This is a genomic window from Streptomyces sp. NPDC002537 (genome assembly GCF_053594975.1).
On the sequence record NZ_JBSFWT010000055.1, the window covers coordinates 33,246 to 51,438 of the forward strand.

The 18,193-nt window shown below is 71.9% G+C and carries 17 protein-coding genes and 1 tRNA gene; 11 read left to right on the top strand and 7 right to left on the bottom strand.

The annotated features are described in order from the left end of the window. Position 1 precedes the first annotated feature (1 nt). The 7 genes from ACWD4A_RS23380 to ACWD4A_RS23410 all read left to right on the top strand — a co-directional run bounded on the left by ACWD4A_RS23380 (position 2) and on the right by ACWD4A_RS23410 (position 6,629). Positions 2 to 931: a SagB/ThcOx family dehydrogenase gene (locus ACWD4A_RS23380; protein ID WP_451196911.1), complete on the top strand. Its 930-nt coding sequence runs from the start codon at positions 2 to 4 to the stop codon at positions 929 to 931. Positions 932 to 980: 49 nt separating this feature from the next. Then, a complete protein-coding gene (locus ACWD4A_RS23385) occupies positions 981 to 2,015 on the top strand; it encodes a TOMM precursor leader peptide-binding protein (RefSeq protein WP_451196913.1) in 1,035 nt (344 codons plus the stop codon). Then, positions 2,008 to 3,378: a YcaO-like family protein gene (locus ACWD4A_RS23390; RefSeq protein ID WP_451196914.1), complete on the top strand. Its 1,371-nt coding sequence runs from the start codon at positions 2,008 to 2,010 to the stop codon at positions 3,376 to 3,378. The genes ACWD4A_RS23385 and ACWD4A_RS23390 overlap by 8 nt, the downstream gene beginning before the upstream one ends. A 1-nt stretch (position 3,379) precedes the next feature. Then, entirely contained in the window at positions 3,380 to 4,156 is a 777-nt protein-coding gene (locus tag ACWD4A_RS23395) for a CPBP family glutamic-type intramembrane protease (RefSeq protein ID WP_451196916.1), read from the top strand. Next, the gene (locus tag ACWD4A_RS23400) at positions 4,153 to 4,629 is read left to right on the top strand and encodes a hypothetical protein (RefSeq protein ID WP_451196917.1); all 477 of its coding nucleotides are present in this window, start codon (positions 4,153 to 4,155) and stop codon (positions 4,627 to 4,629) included. Before ACWD4A_RS23395 ends, ACWD4A_RS23400 begins: the two co-directional genes overlap by 4 nt. A 92-nt stretch (positions 4,630 to 4,721) precedes the next feature. Further along, complete coding sequence (locus ACWD4A_RS23405; RefSeq protein WP_451196918.1) at positions 4,722 to 5,786, top strand: LLM class flavin-dependent oxidoreductase; 1,065 nt, start codon at positions 4,722 to 4,724, stop codon at positions 5,784 to 5,786. A gap of 123 nt (positions 5,787 to 5,909) precedes the next feature. Then, complete coding sequence (locus ACWD4A_RS23410) at positions 5,910 to 6,629, top strand: TetR/AcrR family transcriptional regulator (RefSeq protein ID WP_451196919.1); 720 nt, start codon at positions 5,910 to 5,912, stop codon at positions 6,627 to 6,629. On the opposite strand, the gene ACWD4A_RS23415 is transcribed toward ACWD4A_RS23410, so the two are convergent. Both ACWD4A_RS23415 and ACWD4A_RS23420 read right to left on the bottom strand, forming a co-directional pair. Further along, complete coding sequence (locus ACWD4A_RS23415) at positions 6,588 to 7,409, bottom strand: MmyB family transcriptional regulator (RefSeq protein WP_451196921.1); 822 nt, start codon at positions 7,407 to 7,409, stop codon at positions 6,588 to 6,590. The genes ACWD4A_RS23410 and ACWD4A_RS23415 overlap by 42 nt on opposite strands. 537 nt (positions 7,410 to 7,946) lie before the next feature. Beyond that, a complete protein-coding gene (locus ACWD4A_RS23420; protein WP_451196923.1) occupies positions 7,947 to 9,665 on the bottom strand; it encodes an MFS transporter in 1,719 nt (572 codons plus the stop codon). Between the two features lie 173 nt (positions 9,666 to 9,838). Between ACWD4A_RS23420 and ACWD4A_RS23425 the strand changes: the two genes are divergently transcribed. Continuing rightward, a tRNA-Arg gene (locus ACWD4A_RS23425) sits at positions 9,839 to 9,911 on the top strand. A 606-nt stretch (positions 9,912 to 10,517) separates the two neighbouring features. On the opposite strand, the gene ACWD4A_RS23430 is transcribed toward ACWD4A_RS23425, so the two are convergent. The 4 genes from ACWD4A_RS23430 to ACWD4A_RS23445 form a co-directional block, all read right to left on the bottom strand. After that, on the bottom strand, positions 10,518 to 10,886 hold the full coding sequence (locus ACWD4A_RS23430) for an anti-sigma factor antagonist (protein ID WP_451196924.1): 369 nt from the start codon (positions 10,884 to 10,886) through the stop codon (positions 10,518 to 10,520). Positions 10,887 to 11,105: 219 nt separating this feature from the next. After that, a complete protein-coding gene (locus ACWD4A_RS23435) occupies positions 11,106 to 11,840 on the bottom strand; it encodes an ANTAR domain-containing protein (protein ID WP_451196926.1) in 735 nt (244 codons plus the stop codon). 5 nt (positions 11,841 to 11,845) lie between these two features. Then, positions 11,846 to 12,562, bottom strand: coding sequence for an ANTAR domain-containing protein (locus ACWD4A_RS23440; RefSeq protein ID WP_451196928.1), 717 nt, complete (start codon positions 12,560 to 12,562; stop codon positions 11,846 to 11,848). 148 nt (positions 12,563 to 12,710) lie between these two features. Beyond that, complete coding sequence (locus tag ACWD4A_RS23445) at positions 12,711 to 13,049, bottom strand: ArsR/SmtB family transcription factor (protein WP_451196929.1); 339 nt, start codon at positions 13,047 to 13,049, stop codon at positions 12,711 to 12,713. 189 nt (positions 13,050 to 13,238) lie between these two features. On the opposite strand from ACWD4A_RS23445, the gene ACWD4A_RS23450 reads away from it, so the two are divergent. Next, positions 13,239 to 13,679 (top strand): DUF6542 domain-containing protein, encoded by a 441-nt coding sequence (locus tag ACWD4A_RS23450; RefSeq protein ID WP_451196931.1) that lies wholly within the window; start codon positions 13,239 to 13,241, stop codon positions 13,677 to 13,679. Next, positions 13,672 to 15,294: an LCP family protein gene (locus tag ACWD4A_RS23455; protein ID WP_451196933.1), complete on the top strand. Its 1,623-nt coding sequence runs from the start codon at positions 13,672 to 13,674 to the stop codon at positions 15,292 to 15,294. The genes ACWD4A_RS23450 and ACWD4A_RS23455 overlap by 8 nt, the downstream gene beginning before the upstream one ends. Positions 15,295 to 15,331: 37 nt before the next feature. Here ACWD4A_RS23455 and ACWD4A_RS23460 read toward each other — a convergent pair whose 3' ends face one another. Further along, the gene (locus tag ACWD4A_RS23460; protein WP_451196934.1) at positions 15,332 to 15,799 is read right to left on the bottom strand and encodes a hypothetical protein; all 468 of its coding nucleotides are present in this window, start codon (positions 15,797 to 15,799) and stop codon (positions 15,332 to 15,334) included. A 140-nt stretch (positions 15,800 to 15,939) separates the two neighbouring features. Between ACWD4A_RS23460 and ACWD4A_RS23465 the strand changes: the two genes are divergently transcribed. Next, positions 15,940 to 17,979: a restriction endonuclease gene (locus tag ACWD4A_RS23465; RefSeq protein WP_451196935.1), complete on the top strand. Its 2,040-nt coding sequence runs from the start codon at positions 15,940 to 15,942 to the stop codon at positions 17,977 to 17,979. Positions 17,980 to 18,193 lie beyond the last annotated feature (214 nt).

Sequence of the window (18,193 nt, forward strand, 5' to 3'; positions counted from 1 at the left end):
CGTGGCCAGCAGTCGTTTCACCAGCGCCGCCGAAGTGCGGGACGCCTTGGTCACCACCGAGGCGCGCGAGGTCAGCCCCTCCCTGGCGGGCGTCGGATTCCGCACGCATCCGCTCCGGCTGGACAACCGGGCCGACCCCGCCGAACGGGCGCACCCGGCCGAGGAGTTCCTCGTCGCCAGCCGGAACACCCGGCACGACAGGGAGACGCAGCTCTCGGTCGCCCATTACATGAGCGACCTGGTCACCGTCGCGCTGGCGCAGTCCTCGTGGAGCCCGGACGACGGAGCCGTACGCGTACCCCTCCCCCAGGCCGCGCCGCCGGGCGCGTCGCTGGCGCAGGTGATCGCCTCCCGCCGCAGCGTCCGCGACTTCGCTCCCGCGCCGCTCCCGCTCGCCGAACTCGCCACCGTGCTGCGCTACGGGGACTCGGAGACGGTCGAGGTCTTCGCCCGGCTGGAGAAGGGCGGCGAGGTACCGCTGCGCATGCGCTCGGCGCCCAGCGCCGGAGGGCTGTTCCCGGTCGAGACCTGGGTAGCGGCGGGCGGTGTCACGGGCCTCGGGCGCGGCGTCTACCGCTATCTGCCGCGCGAGGACGCCCTGGAGGGCTGGGCCGGTGGCACGGCCCTCGACGAGCTGCTCGCGTCGTGCCCGGACGCCGGCGGCGGCGATCTCGTGGGATCCGCCGCGGCGTTGCTGCTCCTCGTCGCGAGCCCGTGGCGGTCGATGCGGAAGTACGGGCCCCGCGGCCTCCGGTTCGTGCTGCACGAGGCGGGCGGGATCGCGCAGAACGTCCATCTGACGGCCACCGCGCTCGGGCTCGGCAGCCTGGACTACTCCGGCTACTTCGACGACGAGACACACCGGGCCCTCGGCATCGACGGGGTGTTCCGCACCGTCGTCCACATGATGCTGCTCGGTCCGCGCGCATAGCGGCATTCCCACCCTCACCCATCCGGCACCACGTCTCATGGAGAACCGAATGTCAGGAGCAGAGGCGCGCGTGAAGCGGGCGATCACGGTGGTCGGGCACGGTCCCGATGTCGTCGAACTGCGCACGGGGGTGTGGAACCCCAGGTCGTTCACGGTGACCGACGAGTCGGGCAAGGGAAAGCTGTTCGACCTGATCTGCGGGCTGGACGGTACCCGGAGCCACAAGGAACTCGCCCGCGCGCACGGGGTCTCCCGGTCGACCGTGGAGGCCGTCGTGGACCATCTGCGCACGCTCGACGTCCTCGAGTGGGGTCCGAGCAGCGCGCTGGACGCCTATCTCGACCAGCTCACCACGCTGCGGGTCGAGCAGTCGGACACGGGCCGTCCGGCCCGGTCGCTGATCATCGGGGACGGCCCGCTCTCCGGCGCCATCGCCGAGCTGGTCCGGGACGCCCAGGCCGGCAAGGTCGAACAGCTCGCCCCCGGTGACCGGCTGACCGAATCGCTGAACCGCATGGACGAGAACGCGGTCCACGACGGGCTGCGTCTCGCCGGACTCGCCGAGGAGCTGGCCCCGCTGCGCGGCGGCTATGTGGTGTGGGCGCAGGACACCGTGAACCCGGTGCGCTCACGGGTGTTCAACAGGGTGGCCATGGAGCTGGACGTCCCGTGGACCCACGTGGCCGTCGACGGGCCGTTCCTCCTCGTCGGCCCGACCGTCGTGCCGGGCAGCTCGCCGTGCTACGAGTGCTTCGAGACGCGGGTGGCGATGAACCTGCGCGAGAGCGCCAGCTATGTGCGCTACAAGCGGGCACTCGCCGCCGGGGCCGTGAAATCGGGCACTCCCGCGCAGCTGTCCGCGGTCCGGTCGACCATCGCCGGGCACAGCGCGCTGGAGGCCATCAACTTCCTCACCACCGGCTCGACCTTCACCATCGGCAAGGTGCTCGGCATCTATCTGCCGACGATGGAGATCGCGCACCAGGAGGTCCTGCGGCTGCCCGGCTGCCGCGCCTGCGGATCGCTCCGGGGCCGCGACGACGCGAGCCTGTACTTCGACGCGAGGTCGTGGATCGATGGCTGAGACGGCACCGGCCGGGACGGCACCGGCCCTCCGCGTCCTGCGGGACGAGGACGAGCGGGTCCGGTCGCTCCAGGCGCGGATGCACGGCCGGCTCTGCGGGTTGATCACCTCGGTGGGGGGCCTCAACAAGCCCTCGCGGGCCCCGCACCTGTTCGTGGAGGGCGCCGAGCTGACCGGCGTGCACCTGTGGCAGGGCCGCCCGGCCCCGAAGCCGGGCTCCTACCACATCGGCGGCTACGGCTTCCTGCCGTTCGAGAGCCGGATCCGGGTGCTCGGCGAGGCGCTGGAGCGCTACGCGGGGCACGCCGTGGTGGCGGAGCGGCGCCTGCCCGTCACCACGGCCACCCATGCCCAACTGGCCGGGCGGGGCGAGCCGGTGCTCGACGCGGACTGCTTCCGGCTGTTCGAGGCCGAGCAGCTCGGGCGCACGGGCTTCCCCTACCAGGCCTTCGATCCGCACGCCCCGATGGGCTGGGTGCGAGTGCCCTCGCTCCTCGACGACTCCGAGGCGCTGGTGCCCGCGCAGCAGTTCCTCCTCGGCTACCTGCCCGCCGACGACGAACCGTGGCTGGTCTCGGCGGTGACGACGGGCACGGCGGCGCACACCGCCCCCGACGCGGCGCTGCGGGGCGCGCTGTACGAACTCGTCCAGGTGGACACCGCCATCGGCCACTGGTACGGGAACGCCGCGAGCGTGGTGATCGGCTTCGACGGCCGGCTGAGCGCGCTGCGCGGCCTGCTCGGACGCCACTACGCCGGAACGGTCGGCCACGAGTTCCACTGGCTTCCCAGCCCCGATCTGCCGGGCTTCACCGTGGCCTGTCTCCTGCGCTCGCCCAACGGTGCGATGCCCGCGATCAGCATCGGCCTCGGCAGCGGCGGCGGACTCGAACGCGCCATGTACCGGGCGCTGTTGGAGGCCGTCGGCGTCCACGGCCTGGCGGGCTGGTCGCTGCTGGAGGCGGAGGTGGAGTCCGCGGACGGCTCGCCCGAGGAACGGCTGGACGGCATGTTCGACCTGGAGTCGAACGTCGGCTACTACGCGAGCAAGGAGGGCGCCCGGGTGGTGGAGGAGCGGTTCGCGCACCATACGCGCGAGACCGCCGGGAACCTGCCGCCGGACGACGAGCGGCCGCCGCGCCGGATCGCCGCCGGAGTGGTGGACGCCTTCCGCGCCACGGGCAAGCGCCTGTACTGGTCCGACCTGACGTCCCCGGACATCCGGCAGCTGGGGTTCACGGCGGTGCGCGTGTGGTCGCCGGACACCCTGAGCCTGCCGTTCCCGAGCGCGCCCCCGGCCGCCCACCGCCGGTTCGCGGCGCACGGGGGATTCGTCAACCCGCTGCCGCATCCCTATCCCTGACATGCACGCCTACTTGGTGGCCGTACTGCTCCTGGGCGGGCTGGCGCCCATGGCACTGGCGTCCCATGTGCACGGCCGCTGGATCGAACCGAGGGCCCCGGACGTGCCGACCCTGGCGGTGTACTTCGTCGTCATGGGCGCTCTGGCCGTCCTGGGCCTGGTGCTGCTGGGCCCGCGGATGCTCACCGACGGCGGGTGGCTCCGGACGGTGTCCCCGGCGCCGCTGGGCTGGTGTCTCGCGGCCGCCGCGTGGCGCTGCGACCGCTGGATCGTCGCCCGGTACGGAGGCCGCAAGGGATGGACGGCGGCCCGGCCGCGCGGCTCGCGGACGGCCGGACCGGCGCGGCCCGTGGGCATCGCGGCCGCCGACGGGGCCGGCCTGTCCCCCGCCGAGGGCGTGCGGCCCGCCTCGGTCACCAACCGGTGGGGCCGTACGGAGCGGGCCCGCGAGACGCGCGTGGGGCTCTCCTGGCTGGTCGCCGGGGCGGTCCTGGAAGAGCTCGTCCACCGCGGCGCGTTGACCCGGTTCGCGGTGGACGACGTGTCGTGGGCGTACGGGATCCCGCTGCTGGCGGGTGCGGCGCTGGCGTTCGCCCTGTCGCACCTGCCGTTCGGCTGGGTCCACGCGCTGGCCAAGCTGCCGCTGTCGCTGATGGCGGTGGCGCTGACGCTGGCCACCGGCGGTGTGGTGGCGGCGGTGGTCGGCCACGTCTGGTTCAACGTCCGCGTGCACCGCCACTACCGGGCCACGTTCGGCGGGCGGAGGACGGCACGGTGATCACAACCCTGTTGCTGCTGCCCCTGGGTGTGCTCGTGGGCGCCGCCGAGTTCGCGGTGTGCGGACTGCTGTCCACCGTCGTGGCCGGCGCGGTGCGCCGCGAGCCCGTGGGGGAGGGCACCTGGATGGCGGTCGTGGGCAGCGACGCCCTGCGGCCCTGCAAGGAACTGGCGCGCAGACTGCCCCGGCCTGCGGCGGTCGTGGCGCTCGTGCTCGTCGGCCTCGCCCAAGAGGCCCTGCTGCGGGCCGGGGTGTTCGCGGTGGCGGGCGGCGACGCCCTCGCCGTCCCGCTCTCCGCCGCCCTGACGCCGCTCGTCGCCGTGGCCACGGTACGGGGCGTCGAGGCGAGGGCCCTGGCGGCGCTCGCCGGAGCGGTGACCGGCACCGTCCACGCCCTGCTCTACGCGGGCGGGCACGCCGTGCTCCCCCTGGCCGTCGCCGAAGGCACGTTCCTCGCCCTCTGCGTCCTGTAGCCGTCCCGCCTCCCCCGATGCCCACCGTTCCCGACGCCCGACGCCCACCGCCCACCGCCCACTGCCCACCGCCTTCGACAAGGAGGAGCTCCGTGAAACACGGGATATCGCTGCTGCCCGACTGCCGGCCCGACCGGCGGTCCGCGGCCGCGTACTTCGCCGACGCCCTGCGCGTCTCGGTGCTCGCCGAAGAACTCGGATTCGACTACGTCAAGATGACCGAGCACTACCTGCGCGACTACGGCGGCTACTGCCCGAGCCCGCTCGGTTTCCTCAGCGCCGTGGCCGCCCGGACCGAGCGGATCCGCATGATGACCGGAGGGATCCAGGCGTCGTTCCACCACCCGGTGCAACTGGCCGCCGAGGCAGCGCAGCTCGACGCGCTCAGCGGCGGCCGCCTCGACGTGGGATTCGCCCGCGCCTGGCTGCCCTACGAGTTCGACGTCTTCGGGATCGATCTGGACGACAGCCGGGCGAAGTTCACCGCCACCGTCGAGGCGGTGCTCAGGCTCTGGACGCGGGAGAAGGCGTCGGAGGACACCCCCTTCTTCCGCTACACCGACGCCACCTCGCTGCCGCCTGTCACGCAGTCGCCCCATCCCCCGGTCTGGGTCGCCGCGGTGCGCTCCCGGGAGAGCTTCGCGTGGATCGGCGAGATGGGGTTCTCCCTGCTGATCGCCTCCCCGCCGAAGGAGGAGGAACTCCCTCGCACGCGGGAGATGGTCGAGGTCTACCTCGAAACCTTCGAGGACGCGCACGGGGCGTCCGGCCGCCTGCCGCGCGTCGCGCTCAGCGTCCCGGTCCACGTGGCGGAGACGGACGAGGAGGCGGTACGGGCCGCGGCGCCGCTGCTGCGCGCATACCTCCGGGTCTGGGGCGAGGCCGCCGCGTCCTGGACCGGCGTCAAGTCCAGCTCGTACCCGGGCTATTCGACCCCGGGGGCATCGTTCGCCGGCGCCTCCGAGGCCGATCTGCGGAGCAACGCCACCGGCGTGGTCGGCAGCCCCGGCACCGTGCTCGAAAAGGTCACGGCGCTGCGCGAACAGCTGTCGCTCACCACCATGCTGTGGCAGGTCGACTACGGAGGCCAGGACGCACGGTCGATGGAGCGGAACCTGCGGATGCTCGCCCACGACGTCATCCCCAAGATCGGCTGACTCCCGCGCGCCACGAACTGGCCACCTGCGGACCTAACGGTGTTAGATGTGCAGGTGGCCGCGTTCGCGCGCGGCCCGCCACGGCGCGGCGGCGCGCCGGGACGCGGAGGCGAGGGGACGGACGTGGGGACGGACGCGCGGGACAGGAAGCGGCCTTCCGTGCGGCGGCGGCCCGCGGCGGACGCGGAGCGCGTGCCGGTCACCGTCGACCGCATCGTCCAGGCCGCGTTCGAACTCATCGAGCGGGACGGGCTGGACGCCCTGAGCATGCGGAAGCTGGCCGACCGCCTGGGCATCAAGGCCGCCACCCTGTACTGGCACGTCCAGGACAAGCACGACCTGATCGACCTGCTCGCCGAGGCCCTCTTCGCGGACTTCCCCGTGGACGAGCTGCCGGCCACCGAGGACTGGAAGGAGAACCTGCTCTCCTTCGGCCACGCCTTCCGCGCCTACCTGACCGGCAGACGCGACGCCGCCCGGATCCTCACCAACCGCTTCGTGCTGGGGCCTCATATGCTCTCCAGCCTCGAACGCCTGCTGGGCTGGCTGCGCGGCTCGGGCCTCGGCGACCGTGAGAGCTCCTACGCGCTGATCACCTGCCTGGTCTACATCCACGGCTTCGTGCTGTGGGAGACCACTCCCATGTCGGGTGCGGTGGCGCGGGGCGAGGCTCCCCGGGACTACCTCGCGGAGATCCGGGAGGAGCTGGAGGAACTCTCACGGGAGGAATATCCGCACACCGTGGCCCTCGCCGAGGAACTCACCGGGACGGGGAACGACGACCGGTTCGCCTTCGGCCTGTCATGCCTGCTCGACGGAGTCGCCGCGCAGGCCCGCCCCTAGGACAGCCGGCTCGCGGGCCACGAACTCGCGGGCCACGGACCCGCTCGGCACCAGCGAGAAGATCTTGTAGCCGGTCATATAGCGCGGCACGGTCTCGGCCACGGTCACTTCCGGCCCCCAGACCGGGTGCCGGAAGGGGCGCGAGGCGCCGGAGAGCGGCAGGTACGGGGCGTCCAGCCGACGCCAGGCGCGCCGCAGCCGCTGGTCCCGCGCGACGTGGCGCAGCAGGGACTTCGGCCATCCGGCCTCGGGGAGGACCTCGCACGCCGTGCGCAGCTCGGCGAGCAACGGGGCGGCCCACGCCTCCTCCCACATCGCGAGCAGGACATCGCGAACGGACGGAGTGAGCAGGATGTGGTGCATCAGATTGCGCCGGGCGCCGCTCGCGTCGGTGAAGGGGAGATCCTCATAGGCATCGTTGGAGGCCACGATCTGCCAGGCGGGGTCCACGATGACCGCAGGGCACCGCTGCACGGACAGCAGTTGCGAGAAGACGGAAGCGTCTTCCAGGGCGACGCCGTTCAGCGGCGGCGGGTCATGCCGCACCGCGAGCATATAGAGCGTCCACCGTTCCCGCGCGCCCAGCCGCAGGATGCTGGAAAGACTGTCCAGGAGATCCGCACTGGGGTTGCGGATGCGCCCCTGTTCGAGATTCCAGTAGCCGCGCGGTGATAAATAGAGCTGCTGCGCCAGAGTTTTCTGCGAGATACCGGCACGGACCCGACATCGCTGCAGGAAGACCTGGAGTCCATACTGCTCGGACAAGACATTGGTGCCCACTTTACCCCCCTTGACGCAACGCCGGACAGGCCATTGCAGGATTCGAGATGAGCTCGCGCGCCACAGCCCCGGGCCACACCACGGCCCACGCTGCGCAATGATTCACATAAAGCGTCCCGCGATCACTGGAGTTTTCACGGTGCATAAAAGCGGACGCTATTCCTCACCACCGTCGGGACCGCTGCCCGACCGCCACACCCGGCACCCCGGGCCTCCCGACCGGCGCCTTGTCCATGAACGAGCAATCCGCTGCTGTCATCGCGTAACCCCCGTGGAGACATCAGCGGCCATGCAAGCACATGACCCAGGTATTTTCAACCTTTACCACAGCCCTCGGCCAGGCAGTCGGCAGAAAGCCAATCATTGGCCGGTAATCCCCCATCAGCCGTCACTTCCGAGTGTTCTTTTCAACCCCTTCCCGCATGCTTTCGGAATCATCCATTCACGCTACAACCGAACTTGGTAACCATTACGCCGCAGGCGCGGAAAACAACTGGGGCCCCACCGACGGCAGGGCCCCGGACCGATGACCGCATGTCACCCGATGACGACCGCGTCCCGGCTTTTCTCCTCGAACTCGGCGAGCTCTTTTCCGCGCACCTTGGGGAGGATCCAGACCAACAGGAAGCAGACTCCGAACAAACCGATCTGGACGTACAGGGTCCGTTCCACGGACCAGGCGAAGTCGGTGCGCGTGGCCTCGTCCGCCGAGCGCTTCAGCACCCGGTCGACCTGCCCGGACACCGGCACCGCGCCGGTCCGGCGACAGCTTTCCGGCGTCACGGTCGAGTCCTTCTCGTGCGCGCGGTCGCGGAAGCACCGGCGGTAGGAGTCGACCACGGCGAGACTCTGCTCGGGGCGCAGCCCCGCATCCGTCAACTGCCGTACGACACGAGGTGCTTGGTCGGCCGTGACGGTGTCGGCGTGGTTGCCGATCAGTCCGAAGAACAGGCTGCCCAGGAGCGCGATCCCCACGGCGCTGCCGAACTGCTGCGCCGTGGTGAGCGTCCCCGAGGCCGAACCCGCGTGCCGGATCGGCGCCTTGGCCAGGATCAGCGTCACCAGCGGGGTGACCGTCAGCCCGAAGCCGAGACCCGCCACCAGCAGTGCGGGGAGCAGTTGCACGCCGTGGAGGTCCGTACCGAGCCGGTGCACCGTCCAGGCGATCCAGCAGGTCCCCGCGATGAGCACCAGGAAGCCGACGTGCAGGACGGCGCGGCCGAGACGCGGCGCCAGCGCGATGGACGCCCCGGAGCCGAGGGCCGATCCGAGAGCGTAGGGCACCAGCGCGACACCGGCCTGCAGCGCGGTGAAGCCGAGGCCGGACTGCACATAGACGCTGAAGACCAGGAAGAACGGCAGGAACGCCCCGTAGAAGAGAACGACCATGACGAGCCCGCCGCTGAACCCGCGGCTGGCGAACAGGCTCATCCTGATGAGCGGCGTGCGGCCGGAGCGCTCCCTGCGCAGCTCGTAGAGCGCGAACGCGACGAGCCCCAGGACACCCGCCGCCAGCAGGCCGAACAGCCAGCGCGGCCAGCCCAGGTCGCGTCCCTGCACCAGGGGGTAGACGAGCAGGGTGACACTCGCGGTGACGAGGGCGACGCCCGGCCAGTCGATCGGGTCGGCTTCGTCGGCGCGCGACTCCGGGAGGTACCGGATGGCCAGGAGCACGGCCAGGACCCCCACGGGAACGTTCACCAGGAAGATCGGCCGCCAGCTCCAGTGGAACAGATCGGCCTGGATGAGCAGCCCGCCGACGAGCGGACCGGTGACCGCCGCGAGGCCGATGACCCCACCGAGGGCCCCGAGCACCGCTCCGCGCCGCTTCGCCGGTACGACGACCTGGATGACGGAGTAGACCTGCGGGTACATCAACGCGGCGGCCAGCCCCTGCAGCAGCCGGGAGCCGACCAGCATCCCCGGCCCCTGCGCGACGCCGCACAGCAGCGAGGCGGCGGTGAAGGCACTCATACCGACCAGGAACATGCGCTTGCGCCCCAGCCGGTCCCCCAGCCGCCCACCGGCCACCAGGAACACGGCGAACGCCAGCGTGTAGCCGGCGAGCACCCACTGCAACTCCGTGTAACTCGCCCCCAGCCCACGCTGGATGGCCGTCACGGCGACGTTGACGATGCTCACATCCACGAGCTGCATGAACGCGGCCACCAGCACGATGGCGATGGTGATCCCACCGCCCCGGCCCCCGGCCGGTAAGGCGCCCGCGATCGGCGCCGAGGTGTCGACGCGTGCCATGCGCCCCTCCAACTTCCAGCGCGGCGGCCTTGCCCGCCCCCACTCGCTCTAACAGTGTTAGTGAACCCTATCGCCGTTAGAGAGGCAAGGGGCACCCCGGAACCGGCCCACCCGGCCCCATTTGCGGCGGAGCACCACCCGCTACACTGTCCGCGGTAACGCAGCACCTCCCCGCCTCCGTAGCTCAGGGGATAGAGCACCGCTCTCCTAAAGCGGGTGTCGGCAGTTCGAATCTGCCCGGGGGCACGTGGTCGGACAGGGTCCGGCCTGTGGGACATCGGCTTTCAGCCGGAGCGACGGCCTCGGACCTCTCGTCCGGGGCCGTTCGCATGTCCGCGCCCCGCCGCTCACCGGCGATACCCGAGGGCGGCGCCGCCCCACAGGCCCGCGGGCCGCTGGCCAATTCCCGGCTCTTGCCCGCCTCTTGCCGGTCGTCTAGCCTCCGAGGCGAAGCCGGGCAGCATCTCTTGCCCGGCCCGGCTCTCCCAGACCCCGAGGCCGCCGAGCCCACAAGGACGGCTGGAGACGCGACGGCAACGCGTGTTTCCGGTCCCGCCCTTCCCGGCCTGTCCCGCCAGGGTCTCTCCCGCGTGCCCCGGCCTGCCAGGAAGGGCGAACCGCGTCAGGAGGCGGGGACACAGGGAGCCCCCTCTTCTCTGGCGCCCGGCCGCCGCCGGTCCCGGTGTCTTCCCCGCGCGGCGGCCGGACCTCCCGCATACCCGTGCGGGTACCACTACGAAGCACGGTGCATCAGACCGCCACAACTTGGCAACCCCGCTTCCCCGTTGCCCACGAAGTGGTCACGGCCGGAACCCGCCGCGGCACATCCGCCGTACCGGCACGACCCCTCGGTCAGGCGCGCGGACGTGCCCGCCCGTCGAGCAGGGCGTCCGCCACCGTGGCCACCGGCCGGAAGACCGCGGACCACGTCCCGATCCTCAGCAGCCGCAGATGCCAGGGCCGGGTGCAGACCACCCCGAACGAGCCGCCACGCTCCAAGGCGCGGCGGCGGGCCCGGCAGAGCAGGCCGAGCGCGATGCAGTCCATGAACCGCACCGGCCGCAGGTCGACCACCACCCGGCAGCCCACAAGTGCTGTCGCGGCGTCGATGTGCAGCGAGACGTCGGGGGCGGCGGCCAGGTCGATGTCGCCGTGGAGCTCCACCACGGTGAATCCGCGCAGGAAATAGCTGTATACGTTCGGGCGCCCTTCGGGCAGCATCCCCGGAAACTGAGCTGTCGTCCAAGGGACGGGTCGTCGGTGCTCGGTGCCCATGGCAGTCCCGATGCGACTGGCCCCGCCGGAGCGAGGGGGTGGGGTGCGGAAAGCCACCGGGGGCTGGGGCGACACCGACAACCATAGGAACAGACAGAACACAGAATCTCTCCAGCACCCCACAATTCACTGGTGCAGGTGATTTCCGGCAATTCCGCTTGCCAATCAGGCGGCTCCCGGAGTGGTGGGCAGGCCGGGTACGTAACCGTCGACGATCTGGCGGGCGAGCTCGGAGATGCGCAGGTGGCGGGCTCGGGCATGGGCGCGGATCGCGGCGAAGGCGTGGTCGGGCGTGGTCTGCAGGCGTTCCGCGAGGATGCCCTTGGCCTGCTCGATGACGATGCGGCTGGTGAGAGCGGCCTGGAGCTGGGTCCGCTCGGTCTGTGTCTGCTCCAGGGTGCGCTGTTGCAGGATCCCGATCGTCGCGATGTCGGCCAGCGCCTGCGCCAGCGCCGTGTCCTCGCCTCCCAGCACCGTCCGGTCCGTGTGGAAGAGGTTCAGCGCCCCGACGACGTGCTGACGCAACCGCAGCGGGAGCGCGTGCGTGGTGGTGAAACCGGTACGGCGCGCGTGGTCCGCGAACAGCGGCCAGTTCCCCGCGGCCGCGGGGCCGGCGAGGTCGATGTTGAGACGGGCGACGCCGCGGGTGTAACACTCCACGCAGGGCCCTTGGTCGTGCTGAAGAGCGAAGAGCTCCAACAGCCGGGTGTCCTCGTCGGACGCGGCGATGATCTGCAGGTCACCCTGCGGGTCCGCGAGCAGGATTCCGGCAGCCGAGACGTCCAGCAGCTCCACGCAGCGAGCGGACAGCCTCTGAAGGAAGTCGATGATGTCGAAGTCGGCGACGAGGGTGTCCGCCATTTCGACGAAGACCTCCGCGACCTGCTGTTGGCGGGACATTCTCCTCATCCCCTGCTCTCTCCGGGCCGAGACAGCCCGCTCGTGGAGTCGTTGAACCGCAGCCGACGCGACACGACCTCCTGGGACAGTTCCACGATCGACTGATCGCGGCTGTACGCCGTGGCGCGCAGTCGCAGCAGCGCCGCCGCCAGTGAGATCGAAAGCTGCACGCTGACCATGCCCGTCGCCTGGTGCACCACGGCCTGCTGCCACCCGTGCGGGAGGTGTGCGACGCGCAGCCCGCCGTCCCCGCGCCCGCTGCCGTCGAGGAACAGTGTGGTGAGCGCCGAGGCCAGCGCGAGGGCGTCGGTCACCTCCGTTCCGGACAGCGGGCCCGGCCGGGCGCGCGCCGCGGTCAGCACGCCCACCCGGATCGCGCCGATGCCCAGCGGGAAGCAGAACACCGCTTTCGCCGGCAGCTCGGCCACGGCGGGCAGCAGCAGCGGCCAACGGTCCGCCGGGACCGCACCGAGGTCGGGCACCAGCACCACGTCACCGCTGCGCGTCGCGTCGGGTTCGGGCCCTTCGCCGAAGGTGCGCTGCAGCTCGGCGAGATCCGGGCCGCGGCCGGAGGACCACAGCGGTTCCGTGTGACCGGCGTCGAGCACCACGGACACCGTCACGTCGTCGACACCCAGGACCTCGGCGAACGCCGAAGCCGGGTCCGCGTCGCCAAAGGCGTACAGCGAGCGCAGGACTCCGGCCATCCCATCGCTGATCATGGCTTTGCTCCGCTCTCCGGGTCCGCCAGACGTTCCCGGACGCGGCTGGGTACCGCACCCCCAACCCTAGTCGCACGACGCGACGAGGGACCGCGCGTTCATGGCGAACGGACAGGCACCGGTTCCCCGTTTCCGGCCGGCCCCGCGGTCAGGCCGAGAGTTCGCCGGGGTCCGCCCTCAGGGCGGCCAGGGTCAGCATCGCCCGCGCGGAGGCGGTCAGGCGGGGGTCCGTCACCGCGTAGATCTGGTGGCGGCCCTCGCTGCGGGCGCGGACCGCTCCGGCGAGTTTGAGGCGGGCGAGGTGCTGGCTGACGGCCTGGGCGCGGGCGCCCACGCGCAGTGCCAGCTGCGTGACGTCGCTCTCGCCCTGGGCGAGCACCCACACGATGTGCAGGCGCAGCGGGGAGGCGAGGAGCCCGAACATCAGGGCCGCCGCGTCGAGCGCCTGCGCCGGAGGGTCCGCGTGTCCGTCCCCTGGTGCCGTCATCGGCGCGGCCCCTCCCCTTCTTCGTCCACGGTCGCGGGAATCCTGTCGAACTCCCGTGCAGCACCATAGCCCGAATACTTGCTACATTGCGCAACTATGCAACCCGGAATGCCTACGGCAGGCCAGCGGGCCACGGCTCCGAGCGAGGGCGTGGGCTCCTCGCGCGGTCCGGCCGCATCCCGACGCCGAGTGCCCACCCAACGGGGTCGAACGGCGGGCGCGCGCGCCCGGAGAAGCGGCAGGACGCGGGCCCGTGCCCGCCGGACGGCCCTGCTCGCCCTGGCGCTGCCGGTGCTCGGCGCGCTCGTGGACGAGCTGGCCGGCTCCTCGCTCGGCTGGGCCTTCGTGGTCACGGCGGCCATCGGCGCGGCCCTGGCGGCACTGACGTGCTCGCGGGCGGGCGCCTGGTGGGTGGCTTACGCGCCGCCGCTGGTGGTGATGTTGGTCACAGTGGCCTCGGAGCAACTGGCGGGCGAGACCGGGGCCCACGGCAAGGGGCTCACGACCGGGGCGGCGCACTGGGCGATCGACGCCTTCCCGGCGATGGCGGCGGCGGAGGTCGCCGTGCTCGCCGTGCTGGCGGTGCGGTGGTTCCGGTCCAGGCGAAGGGTGAGGAAGAGCGGTGCGTGAAGAACCCGGCGCCGAGCGGCGCGGCAGTGGCAACCGCAGCAGTGACAACCGCGGCAGGGCGGCCCGGCGTCGCGGCGGGAAGAAGAGCGGGAAGAGGACGACCCGGGCGGTGATCGCCGGGCGGGCCGTGGTCGGTGTGGCCTCCGCCGCCGTGCTGGCGACCAGTGGGGTCTCCTGGGCCGCGTACCACTGGATCACGGGCGGTCTGAACACCTCCGACGCCCTCGACAAGGTGGGGCGGCACGGGCCGAAGCACCTCGACAACTCGGTCAACCTGCTGCTGATCGGCCTCGATTCGCGCAAGGACATGAACGGCAACGACCTCCCGAAGGAGTTCGTGCAGGACCAGCTGCACGCGGGGTCGAGCGACATCGGGTACTACAACACCAACACCCTGATCCTGATGCACATACCCGCCGACGGCGGGAAGGTGCAGGCGCTCTCCATCCCCCGGGACGACTACGTCCAGACGTACAAGGGCGACGGCTCGCCGCAGGGACACTACAAGATCAAGGAGGCGTACTCCTACGCCTACACCGCGGCGCACGACAAGCTCTACGAGAAGGGCGTGCGCGGCAACGACCTGGAGGCGCAGAGCCGGGAGGCGGGCCGGGAGGCGACCCTGGCGACCGTGCAGAACTTCCTCGGGGTGCCGATCGACCACTTCGCCGAGGTCAACCTGCTGGGCTTCTACGACATCGCCAAGGTGCTCCAGCCGATCCAGGTCTGTCTGAAGCACCCGGTGCACGACCGTTACTCCGGGGCCGACTTCCCCGCCGGGCTGCAGGAGGTGAACCCCAAGCAGGCGCTGGCGTTCGTCCGTCAGCGGCACGGGCTGGACGGCGGCGACCTGGACCGGACCCACCGTCAGCAGGCGTTCCTCTCCTCGGTCACGCACAAGCTCAAGACCCAGGGCACCTTCGACAGCCTGAGCAAGCTGCAGGGCCTGTTCGGCGTGGTGAAGAAGGACCTGGTCATCGACAGCAAGCTGAACGTCATCGACTTCGCCCAGCAGGCCACCAACCTCACCGGCGGGAAGGTCGAGTTCAACACCCTGCCGACCGAGGGGTCGGCCATGCGCAACGGTGAGGACGTGGAGCTCGTCGACCCGGAGAAGATCCGGGCCATCGTGCAGAAGACGATGGGCGGGGGCGACGCGTCCCCGACGCCCGGCGCGGGCAGCGGGAAGCCGTCCGCCCCGGCGAAGCCGGCACGGGCGACCGTGGACGTCTTCAACGGCTCCGAGAAGACGGGCGCCGCCGAGGACGAGCTCAAGGCCCTTGCGGCCATGGGCTATACGGCCGGCCAGGCGTCCAACACCACGGCACAGGCGCCGACGACCGTCGTGTACGGCGAAGGCGCGCAGACCGCCGCCCAGCAGATCGCGGCCCGGCTGGGCGTGACCGCCGCCCCGTCCGCCAGCTCGTCGGTCCCGGCCGGACACGTCCAGGTCACCCTGGGCCAGGACTTCACCGCGCCCACCGCGAAAGCCACCGACTCCCCCGGCCCGACGGGCTCCCCTACGGGCTCCCCGACGGGCTCGCCCTCGCCGTCGTCCTCGGGCGACTTCGCGGGCGAGTCGGTGAAGGAGGGCGGCATCCCCTGCGTCAACTGAGGCCGCTGTGGCGCGCGGTGTGCTGTGGCGCGCGGTGTCAGGCCGGCGGGTCCTCGAGGTCCGAGATGGTGAGGTCCTCCAGGCGGACCTGGTACCAGACGTCCCGCTTGGCGCCGCCGCGCCAGTGCTCGGTGACGATCACCGTGGTGTGGCCCGCGCCGCTGCCCTCGGTACGCGTCGACCACGACGCCGGGACGTTCTGGGCACGGAAGACGGGGTCGGCGTCGTGGAGGCGGGCCCAGGTGCCGAGGCGCCGGTCCAGCTCGTGGGTCAGGTAGTGGGCGCGGACCTGGGCGGGGGTCCTGTCGCCCTTGTGCAGGACGGCCTGGCGGTAGTCGTGGAGGAAGGTGCCGACGCGGACCTCGGCCCTGGAGCGCTCGGCTGCCGTGGCGGCGGGGGTCGTGGGGGCGTCGGCGGCGAAGGCGGACGCGGAGAGCGGTGCGGCGGTCAGCAGAACGGCGGCCATGACGGCCGTGGCGGTGCAAAGCCTCGTACGTTTCGGCATATTCACGAGCTAAGCACGTACCCATAAATCCACACATCACTCACATGGATGAGCGCCAGAAGATCACGAGCCCGACTAAAGTCGGATGGACGTTGCATCCGGGGCGCACGGGGTGTCCCGAGGGGAGGGCATGTTTCCGCATGAGTCGTCGTTCCAACGGACTGATAGGCATCTGGGCAGAGGCACAGCGCCAGCAGCAGCGGCAGCGCGAGGCCGCCCGCCGGGAACAGGTGCAGGCCCAGCGGGAACAGGAACGCCGGCAGCGGGCGTACGAGCGGGAGGCCGCGCGGCTCGACCGCGAGCAGCGGGCGGCGTACCGCCAGCGCCGGGAGGCGGAGGCCGGACGGCGCACGGAGGAGCTGGAGGGCCGGGTCGCCGAGCTGACCGGGCTGCTGGCGGCCGGGTGCCGCGAGCGGGCGTTCACCTCGGCTGCGCTCCGCAGGCCGGAGGAGGTCGAGCCGTTCCAGCCGGGGCACCTGGCCCACCCGGTGGCCATGCCCGACCCCGGTCAATACCGCTTCGCACGGCAGCAGTTCGAGCGCGACCGGCAGGCGGCACAGACCGCCGAGGCGCAGCGGCAGCAGCAGCTGGCCGCGTACCGGCAGCAGTACGACCAGTGGGCCGCGGGGCAGCTCGCGGAGGTCCGCCGGTACAACGCGGGCGTCGCGGAGATGACGGAGGCGCTGCGCGGGCGGGACCCGGACGCGGTCGTCGACTACTTCTCCGCCGCGCTCTACGCCTCGTCCGCGTGGCCGGAGGAGTTCCCGCACCAGGTGTCCGCCGCGTACGACCCGGGCGCGCGGCAGTTGGTGCTGACGTCGGAGCTGCCGGGGTACGGGATCGTGCCGGAGACGAAGGCCGTGCGGTACATGCCGACCGCCGACCAGGACAAGGAGACGGCCCGGCCCGCGGCGCAGCGGCGGGCCGTGTACCGCGATGTGCTCGCGCAGTGCGTGCTGCTGACGGTGCGTGAGCTGTTCGCGGCCGACGAGTTCGGGGCGCTGGAGTCCGTGGTGCTCAACGGCTTCGTCGACGACCACGATCCGGTCACCGGGCGGCGGGCGCAGATCGTGCTGGCCGCGGTCACCGTCTCCCGGGAGGTCTTCGACGGCCTGCACCTGGAGCAGGTCAGCGCGGTCGACTGCCTGGTCGACGGGCTGGGCGGCCAGCTGTCCGCCCGGCCGGACCAGCTCGCGGCCGTGCGGCCGGGGCGGATGCCCGACGAGGTCGGCCGGGGCGTGGTGTCGCACGGGGGCGGTGACGACCCGGACCTGTACGAGATGGACCCCATCGAGTTCGAGGGGCTGGTCGCCCAGCTGTTCCGCGCCCGCGGGATGCAGGCCGTGATGACGACGCGGTCCAACGACGGCGGCGTGGACGTCGAGGCCCTGGACCCGGACCCGATCAGCGGCGGCCGGATCATCGTGCAGGTGAAGCGGTACCGCAAGACGGTGCCGCCGACGGCGGTGCGCGATCTGTACGGGACCGTGCAGGGGGCCGGGGCGAACAAGGGGGTGCTGGTGACGACGTCGGGGTTCGGCCCCGGTTCGTACACCTTCGCCAACGGGAAGCCGCTGACCCTGGTGTCCGGCGAGGAGCTGGTCGACCTGCTGGGGCGGCACGGGCTGCGCGGGCGGCTGGGTCCGGGCCCGGGGGCCGCGGCGGCCCCGGAGCCGGAAGCCGCTCCCGCGGCGGGTGACCACAATGTGCTGGGCATGTCGTGGTCCGGCTCGGTCGGCCTGGACGTGTGCGCGCTCGTCTGCCGGGGGACGCGGGTGCTCAGCGACGATCACTTCGTCTTCTACAACAACCCGGCCACTCCCGACGGCTCCGTACGGGCCGTGCCCCCGGCCGCCGGGGACAAGGCGGCCCTCCGGGTGGCCTTCGACGCGCTGCCCGCGACCGCGGACCGGCTGGTCCTGGTCGCCGCGATCGACCCGGCCGTCAATCCGGACGCCGACCTCGCGGAGTTCACGGACGCGCGGATCAGGCTGTCGGACACGGGTGGTTCCGAGCTGGGTCAGCTGGAGGTCTCCGACGGGCGGCCGGGGGAGACGGCGCTGGTCCTGGGATCTTTCCGACGGCGGGCGAACGGGGACTGGGACTTCGTGCTCGGCGGGCAGGGGTATCGGGGCGGGCTCTCGGAGCTGGTGCAGGCGCATGGCATCGAGGTGGCGTAGGGGGTCCGCCGGGGGTGCGGGCGCGTCGCCGGGTGCGGGCCCGTCGCGCCTGCGGCGGGCCTTTCCCCAGCCCCGCCCCTTCCCGAAACTGGTGCACGTGCCCCAGGCCCCCGGCTGCGGGCCGGTTCGCCGCCTGCGGCGGGGGCGGCCTGCGGCCGCGTCCTCAAGCGCCGGACGGGCTGAATGTGCGGACCGTGGCCTTGAGCCTGCGGGC

What these genes read in the sequence shown, in the direction of transcription:
- ACWD4A_RS23385 (WP_451196913.1), top strand. Translation starts at nt 981, where the DNA reads ATGTCAGGAGCAGAGGCGCGCGTGAAGCGGGCGATCACGGTGGTCGGG.
- ACWD4A_RS23390 (WP_451196914.1), top strand. Translation starts at nt 2,008, where the DNA reads ATGGCTGAGACGGCACCGGCCGGGACGGCACCGGCCCTCCGCGTCCTG.
- ACWD4A_RS23395 (WP_451196916.1), top strand. Translation starts at nt 3,380, where the DNA reads ATGCACGCCTACTTGGTGGCCGTACTGCTCCTGGGCGGGCTGGCGCCC.
- ACWD4A_RS23420 (WP_451196923.1), bottom strand. Translation starts at nt 9,665, where the DNA reads ATGGCACGCGTCGACACCTCGGCGCCGATCGCGGGCGCCTTACCGGCC.
- ACWD4A_RS23430 (WP_451196924.1), bottom strand. Translation starts at nt 10,886, where the DNA reads ATGCTGCCCGAAGGGCGCCCGAACGTATACAGCTATTTCCTGCGCGGA.
- ACWD4A_RS23435 (WP_451196926.1), bottom strand. Translation starts at nt 11,840, where the DNA reads ATGTCCCGCCAACAGCAGGTCGCGGAGGTCTTCGTCGAAATGGCGGAC.
- ACWD4A_RS23440 (WP_451196928.1), bottom strand. Translation starts at nt 12,562, where the DNA reads ATGATCAGCGATGGGATGGCCGGAGTCCTGCGCTCGCTGTACGCCTTT.
- ACWD4A_RS23445 (WP_451196929.1), bottom strand. Translation starts at nt 13,049, where the DNA reads ATGACGGCACCAGGGGACGGACACGCGGACCCTCCGGCGCAGGCGCTC.
- ACWD4A_RS23460 (WP_451196934.1), bottom strand. Translation starts at nt 15,799, where the DNA reads ATGCCGAAACGTACGAGGCTTTGCACCGCCACGGCCGTCATGGCCGCC.
- ACWD4A_RS23465 (WP_451196935.1), top strand. Translation starts at nt 15,940, where the DNA reads ATGAGTCGTCGTTCCAACGGACTGATAGGCATCTGGGCAGAGGCACAG.